The 7,250-nt window shown below is 68.4% G+C and carries 4 protein-coding genes; 3 read left to right on the plus strand and 1 reads right to left on the minus strand.

What is annotated here, in order from left to right; genetic code table 11:
- Window positions 1–26 precede the first annotated feature (26 nt).
- The 3 genes from MRY84_RS19915 (at window position 27) to MRY84_RS19925 (ending at window position 5,944) form a co-directional block, all read left to right on the plus strand.
- A complete protein-coding gene (locus tag MRY84_RS19915; protein ID WP_291507426.1) occupies window positions 27–2,711 on the plus strand; it encodes a ligase-associated DNA damage response DEXH box helicase in 2,685 nt (894 codons plus the stop codon).
- 9 nt (window positions 2,712–2,720) lie between these two features.
- Entirely contained in the window at window positions 2,721–3,485 is a 765-nt protein-coding gene (pdeM, locus tag MRY84_RS19920) for a ligase-associated DNA damage response endonuclease PdeM (protein WP_291507423.1), read from the plus strand.
- Between the two features lie 224 nt (window positions 3,486–3,709).
- Entirely contained in the window at window positions 3,710–5,944 is a 2,235-nt protein-coding gene (locus MRY84_RS19925) for an NADP-dependent isocitrate dehydrogenase (RefSeq protein ID WP_291507424.1), read from the plus strand.
- A 131-nt stretch (window positions 5,945–6,075) separates the two neighbouring features.
- Here the strand turns inward: MRY84_RS19925 and MRY84_RS19930 are convergent.
- Window positions 6,076–7,250: hypothetical protein (locus MRY84_RS19930; protein ID WP_291507425.1), on the minus strand; the 1,175-nt coding region annotated here is incomplete at its 5' end.

Here is a 7,250-nt window from a genome sequence, read left to right on the forward strand (position 1 = left end):
CACCGAGCGGCCCCGCGGCGCAGTGGCTGCAAGGCCAGGGGTGGCAGCCCTTCGCATTCCAGCGGCAGGTGTGGCAGGCGATGGCCGAAGGCCGCTCGGGCCTGCTGCACGCCACCACAGGCGCGGGCAAGACCTATGCGGTGTGGCTGGGCGCGCTGCAGCATCTGGCTCCATCCCTAACCGTTCGGGCTGAGCCTGTCGAAGCCGGCGCACGCATGGTTGCAGGCCCTGCGAAAGGCTCAAGGCGAACGGGAAAAGAAACGCATCCCTTCGTGCCAACGAACGAAAGCACCCGCACCCACCGCGCCACCGCGCCGCCCCTCACCGTGCTGTGGATCACCCCCATGCGCGCCCTGGCGGCCGACTCGCTGCGCGCCCTGCAAGCGCCCCTGCCCGCGCTGGCCCCGCACTGGACCAGCGGCCTGCGCACCGGAGACACTGCCAGCGGCGAGCGCGCCGCGCAAGACCGGCGCCTGCCCACGGTGCTGGTGACGACGCCCGAGAGCGTCTCACTGCTGCTGGCCCGCGCCGATGCGCACACGCGCCTGGCCAGCGTGCAGCTGGTGGTGGTGGACGAGTGGCACGAGCTGGTAGGCAACAAGCGCGGCGTGCAGGTGCAGCTGGCGCTGGCGCGCCTGTCGGGCTGGAACCCCGCGCTGCAGGTGTGGGGCATGTCGGCCACGCTGGGCAATTTGAAGGAGGCACTGGCCACGCTGGTGCCCGCGCGGCCACCCCGCGCACCGCGCCGCCCGGCGCCGCTGCTGGTGCAGGGCCGCATCGACAAAACGCTGCAGGTGCAGGTGCTGCTGCCCGAACGGGTGGAGCGCTTTGCGTGGGCGGGACACATGGGGCTGTCGCTGCTGCCGCAGGTGGTGCAGTCGATCGAAGCCAGCGCATCCACACTGGTCTTCACCAACACCCGCTCGCAGGCCGAGCGCTGGTACCAGGCGCTGCTGGAGGCGCGGCCCGACTGGGCGGGGGTGCTGGCGCTGCACCATGGCTCGCTCAGCGGCGAGGTGCGCGGCTGGGTCGAGGCCGGCCTCAAGCACGGCGCGCTCAAGGCGGTGGTGTGCACCTCCAGCCTGGACCTGGGCGTGGACTTTTTGCCGGTGGAACAGGTGCTGCAGATCGGCTCGGCCAAGGGCGTGGCCCGGCTGGTGCAGCGCGCGGGCCGTTCGGGCCACGCGCCGGGGCGCACCAGCAGCATCACGCTGGTGCCCACGCACAGCCTGGAATTGGTGGAAGCCGCCGCCGCCCGCCAGGCGCTGGCCGAGGGCCGCATCGAAGACCGGCACACGCCCCGCGCACCCCTGGATGTGCTGGTGCAGCACTTGGTGACGATTGCGCTGGGCGGCGGCTTTGTGCCCGACGCGCTGCTGGCCGAGGTGCGGCGTGCGCCCGCCTACGCCCGGCTTTCCGACAACGACTGGCAGTGGGCGCTGCAGTTCGTGCGCCAGGGCGGCGCTTCGTTGGCCAACTACCCGGACTTTCACCGGGTGGTGCCAGACGAAGATGGTGTGTGGCGCATGCCCGATGCGCGCCTGGCCCGGCGCCACCGCAGCAACATCGGCACCATCGTGAGCGACGCGAGCATGCAGGTGCAGTTCGTCAGTGGCGGGCGGCTGGGCTCGGTGGAGGAGAGCTTCATCGCGCGCCTCAAGCCCGGCGATGTGTTCATGTTCGCCGGCCGCCTGCTGGAGCTGGTGCGCACGCAGCAGATGACGGCCTATGTACGCACCGCCCCCAAAGGCAGCGCCGCGCTGCCGCGCTGGAATGGCGGGCGCATGCCGCTGTCCAACACGCTGGCCGACGCCATGCTGCGCCAGCTGGAGCAGGCCGAGCGCGGTGTCTTCGCATCGCCCGAGATGCGCTGCGCCCAGCCCCTGCTGGCGCTGCAGGACGCGTGGTCCGCCCTGCCCACGCCCGGCCGGCTGGTGGCCGAAGTGCTGCACACGCGCGAGGGCTGGCACCTGTACCTGTACCCGCTGGCCGGGCGGCTGGTGCACCTGGGGCTGGCGGGGCTGCTGGCGTGGCGTGCATCGCAGCAGGTGGCCAACACGTTCTCCATCGCCGTCAACGACTATGGGCTGGAGCTGCTGTCGGCCAAGCCGGTGGACTGGCCCGCGTTGCTGCCGCACCTGATTGGCGATGCCACCCACAGCACCGTGGGCAGCGGGCTTGAAGATGAAGTGCTGGCCAGCCTGAACGCCACCGAAATGGCACGCAGGCGCTTTCGCGAGATTGCGCGCATTGCCGGGCTCATCTTCCAGAGCCACCCCGGCGAGCAACGCAGCAGCCGCCAGCTGCAGGCATCCTCCTCGCTGTACTACGACGTGTTCGCGCAGTACGACCCGGACAACCTGCTGCTCGCCCAGGCCCGCGCCGAGCTGCTGGTGCAGGAACTGGACATGGAGCGGCTGGCGCGCACCCTGCAGCGCATGAAGGGGCAGCAACTGTCGGTGCACGCGCTGCAGCGCCCCACGCCATTTGCGTTGCCGCTGATGGTCGAGCGTTTTCGCGAACGCCTGAGCACCGAATCGCTGGGGGACCGGCTCTTGCGCATGGCGCAGGCGCTGGAGCTGGCGGCCGACGCCACCATGGGCACCCACCGCGCCAGCGAGGCCGCGGCGGCGCCCCTGGCATGGGAGGCTCCGGACGCCCCCGCCGGCACAAGACCCCGGCGCCCACGCGGCCGCCGCGCGGCCCGATGATGCTGGCCTGTGACCGCTGACTCCCGCCCCTCCCTTCCACCCATCCCGCCACGCAGCGCCACGGCGCTGCCCGCTTCTGCAACACCGCCTGCGAAGCCCGGCGCAGTCCCCATCGTGCTGCCGTGCGGCACCCAGCTGTGGCTGCTGCCCCAGCGTGCCGTGTGGTGGCCGGCGCAGCAGATGGCCCTGGTGGCCGACGTGCATTTCGGCAAGGCCGCATCGTTTCGCCACGCGGGCCAGCCGGTGCCGCACGGCACGACGGCCGACAACCTCGCGCGGCTGGACGAGGTGCTGGCCATCACAGGCGCCACGCAGCTGGTCTTTCTGGGGGACTTCCTGCACGCCCGCCCGGGCGCCGCGCCCGCCCTGTGGCGCCAGCTGCTGCCGTGGCGGCAGCGCCACGCGCAGGTGGCCATGACGCTGGTGCGCGGCAACCACGACCTGCATGCGGGCGATCCTCCGCCTTCGCTGGAACTGGCGCTGGTGGACGAGCCCTGGCAGCCCAGCGTGGAAACCCCCGTGCTGGCCTGCCACCACCCCCGGACCGTGGCCGGCCACACGGTGCTGGCGGGGCACTGGCACCCCGCCGTGCGCCTGCGCGGCCCCGCGCGCGACACGGTGCGCGCGCCCTGTTTCGGGTGGGGCGACGGCCAGCTCGTCCTGCCGGCATTTGGCGCCTTCACGGGCGCCTCGCCGGTAGCGCTGGGCAGCGACTGGGCGCAGTTCGCCGTCACGCCGGCCTGCGTGGTGCGGTTGCCGCCCGGGTATGCCTGAAGCACCACGCGCCGGCTCCGGCCCGCCCCGCCACACCCCATCCCTACCACTTTCTGACGAAAAAAAGTGGCCTAGAGGCCATGATAATTTTGCATTGTGGGATTCGATTGCAAAAACGGCGGGCACCGACAGCCCCGAGCAAGGAGAATCAGGGAGCATCCGCGTTTGGCCCCGCTGCCCCGGGCAGCCGGGGGCATTTACAAACTCTGTTCGTGAGACAAGCCATGACGACTCAGCAACCCACCATCATCTACACCCTGACCGACGAGGCGCCTCGCTTGGCCACGGCTTCGTTCCTGCCCATCGTCCGCACGTTTGCGGCGCCTGCAGGCATCAACGTGACCGAGAGCGACATCTCGGTGGCAGCGCGCGTGCTGGGCGAGTTCCCGGACTACCTCACCGACGAACAGAAGGTGCCCAACACCCTGGCCGAGCTGGGCAAGAAAACGCTGCAACCCGACGCCAACATCATCAAGCTGCCCAACATCAGCGCGTCCGTTGCGCAGCTCAAGGCCGCCATCGCTGAACTGCAGGCCAAAGGCTATGCCCTGCCCGACTACCCCGACCAGCCCAAGGACGACAAAGAGAAGGAGATCAAGGCCCGCTACGGCAAGTGCATCGGCTCGGCCGTGAACCCCGTGCTGCGCGAAGGCAACTCGGACCGCCGCGCGCCCAAGGCCGTGAAGGAATACGCCCGCAAGAACCCGCACAGCATGGCCGAGTGGAGCCAGGCCTCGCGCTCGCACGTGTCGCACATGCACGCCGGCGACTTCTACCACGGCGAAAAGTCCATGACGCTGGACCGCGCCCGTGACGTGAAGATGGAGCTGATCACCAAGAGCGGCAAGACCATCATCTTGAAGCCCAAGGTCAGCCTGCTCGACCGCGAAGTGATCGACAGCATGTTCATGAGCAAGAAGGCCCTGCTGGCTTTCTACGAAAAGGAAATCGAAGACGCGCGCAAGACCGGCGTGATGTTCTCGCTGCACGTGAAGGCCACGATGATGAAGGTGTCGCACCCCATCGTGTTCGGCCACTGCGTGAAGATCTTCTACAAGGACGCGTTCGAGAAACACGCCAAGACGTTTGAAGAGCTGGGCGTGAACGTGAACAACGGCATGGTAGACCTGTACAGCAAGATCGAATCGCTGCCGCAAAGCCAGCGCGACGAGATCAAGCGCGACCTGCACGCCTGCCACGAGAACCGCCCCGAACTGGCCATGGTCGACTCGGCCAAGGGCATCACCAACTTCCACTCGCCCAACGACATCATCGTGGACGCCTCCATGCCCGCGATGATCCGCAACGGCGGCAAGATGTGGGACGCCAACGGCCGCCTGAAGGACGTGAAGGCCGTGATGCCCGAATCGACCTTCGCCCGCATCTACCAGGAGATCATCAACTTCTGCAAGTGGCACGGCGCGTTCGACCCCAAGACCATGGGTACGGTGCCCAACGTGGGCCTGATGGCCCAGCAGGCCGAGGAATACGGCAGCCACGACAAGACCTTCGAGATTCCTGAAGACGGCGTGGCCAACATCACCGACCTGGCGACGGGCGAAGTGCTGCTGTCGCAAAACGTGGAGCAAGGCGACATCTGGCGCATGTGCCAGGTCAAGGACGCCGCGATCCGCGACTGGGTGAAGCTGGCCGTGAACCGTGCCCGCAACTCCGGCATGCCCGTGGTGTTCTGGCTCGACTCGTACCGCCCGCACGAGGCGCAGCTGATCACCAAGGTCAAGATGTACCTGCACGAGCACAACACCACCGGCCTGGACATCCAGATCATGAGCCAGGTGCGTGCGATGCGCTACACACTGGAGCGCGTGATCCGCGGCCTCGACACCATCAGCGCCACCGGCAACATCCTGCGCGACTACCTCACCGACCTGTTCCCCATCATGGAACTGGGCACCTCGGCCAAGATGCTGTCCATCGTGCCGCTGATGGCTGGTGGCGGCATGTACGAAACGGGTGCCGGCGGCTCTGCGCCCAAGCACGTGCAGCAGCTGGTGGAAGAAAACCACCTGCGCTGGGACAGCCTGGGTGAATTCCTGGCGCTGGCCGTATCGCTGGAAGACCTCGGCATCAAGAACAACAACCCCCGCGCCAAGCTGCTGGCCAAGACGCTGGACGCCGCCACGGGCAAGCTGCTGGACAACAACAAGAACCCCTCGCCCAAGACGGGCCAGCTGGACAACCGCGGCAGCCAGTTCTACCTCGCCATGTACTGGGCCCAGGAACTGGCCGCGCAGACCGAGGACGCCGAGCTGGCCGCCAAGTTCGCGCCCCTGGCCAAGCAGCTGACCGAGAACGAGCAGAAGATCGTGGACGAGCTCAATGCCGTGCAGGGCCAGCCCGCTGACATCGGCGGCTACTACATGCCCGACCTGTCCAAGCTCGACACCGTGATGCGTCCCAGCGCCACGCTGAACGCCGCCCTGCAAGCAGTGAAGTAAGAGCCAGCAAATGGCTTAAGGCCTACCGGCCTCCAGCGCTTGCCCAACAAGCGCTGGTAGCTACTAAATTAGTAGCACATTGAACGCAGAGGCCCCGCTTTCGAGCGGGGCCTTTTTGCTTCTGAAGACCGTTATCGGAGCACCGGCCGCTCGCGGTCAGCCACCCGGCTGGCCAGCGGCGCGGGCGCATAGGCGGGCAGGAAGGCGCAGCCCTTGCCGAATCGGGCCTCGTACGCGGGGCACTGCTGGGCAATGCCTTCGGGCGTCGGCTTGGCGCCCTCGTCCACCCAGCGCAGCAGGGCCGCCATCAGCGTGGGGTAGGTGGGGTCGCTCAGGTAGCTGTGGGTGTTGTGCTGCGTGAAGGTCTGCACCAGCCGCACGGCGCTGCCGCCCTGCTCCATCGTCGCCTTGAACTCCGCATCCAGCTCGACAAAGGCGATGGGATCGTCGACGCCCTTGACGGTGAGCACGGGCACCGGGATGCGCCCGGTGGGGTCCGTGTCCTGGGCCAATCGCGCGAAGGCCTGGGGGTCAGCCCGGTAGCGCAGCACGCTGGCGTTGAGCGCAGCATCGTCCGCCGACCCCTGGTAGACCACGCCCCAATTGCCGAACGGGCTCGCGCCGCCGGTGCGGTGCTGTACCACGTCGCGGAAGTGGAACGTGGCCCAGTTCAGGTGGCCCTGGATCGAACTGGCGGGGATGCGGATCACGTCCACAAGGGTCTGCACCTTGCGCTGCTGCTCAGGCGTGCGCTCGGCCACGGGCTTGTTCAGCGCGAGGCATTCGTTCACACGCACCGCCAGGTCGGCCTGCGTCATCACCGCGTCGCGCGGCAGCCCGGTGTTCAGCGGGTATTGCGCCTCGGTGGAGCGCGGGTGGTTGTTGCACAGGTACTGGTACACCACGCGCAAATCGGTGCGGAAGTCGTACGAACGGGTGCCGCCCGCCAGCACGCCGCTGGTCAGCAGCACGGCGTCATAAGGGCGTTTCGCGCCGAACGTGGCGGTGAACATCTCGGCCCCTTTGGCCGCCACGCTGGCGCCCCACGACTGGCCGTGCAGGATGGTGCGCTTGGGCTGCGCCACGTGCCGCACGAAGATCTGCCGCAGGCGTTCCGTGTCCTCGGCCGCCGCGCGCACTTCCACACCGCCCTGGCGAAAGGTGCTGCCCGCCCACGCATAGCCCGCGCGGACCATGATGGACCAGCGCTCCAGGTCCTCCACCGCACGTTCGGCCTTGGGCGCGCCCAGCGTGGGCCCGCCATGCGCGTGCATCACCAGATGGCCGTTCCACTGCGTCGGCAGGG

It is taken from the genome of Acidovorax sp., from assembly GCF_022763525.1.
GTDB lineage: Bacteria > Pseudomonadota > Gammaproteobacteria > Burkholderiales > Burkholderiaceae_C > Acidovorax.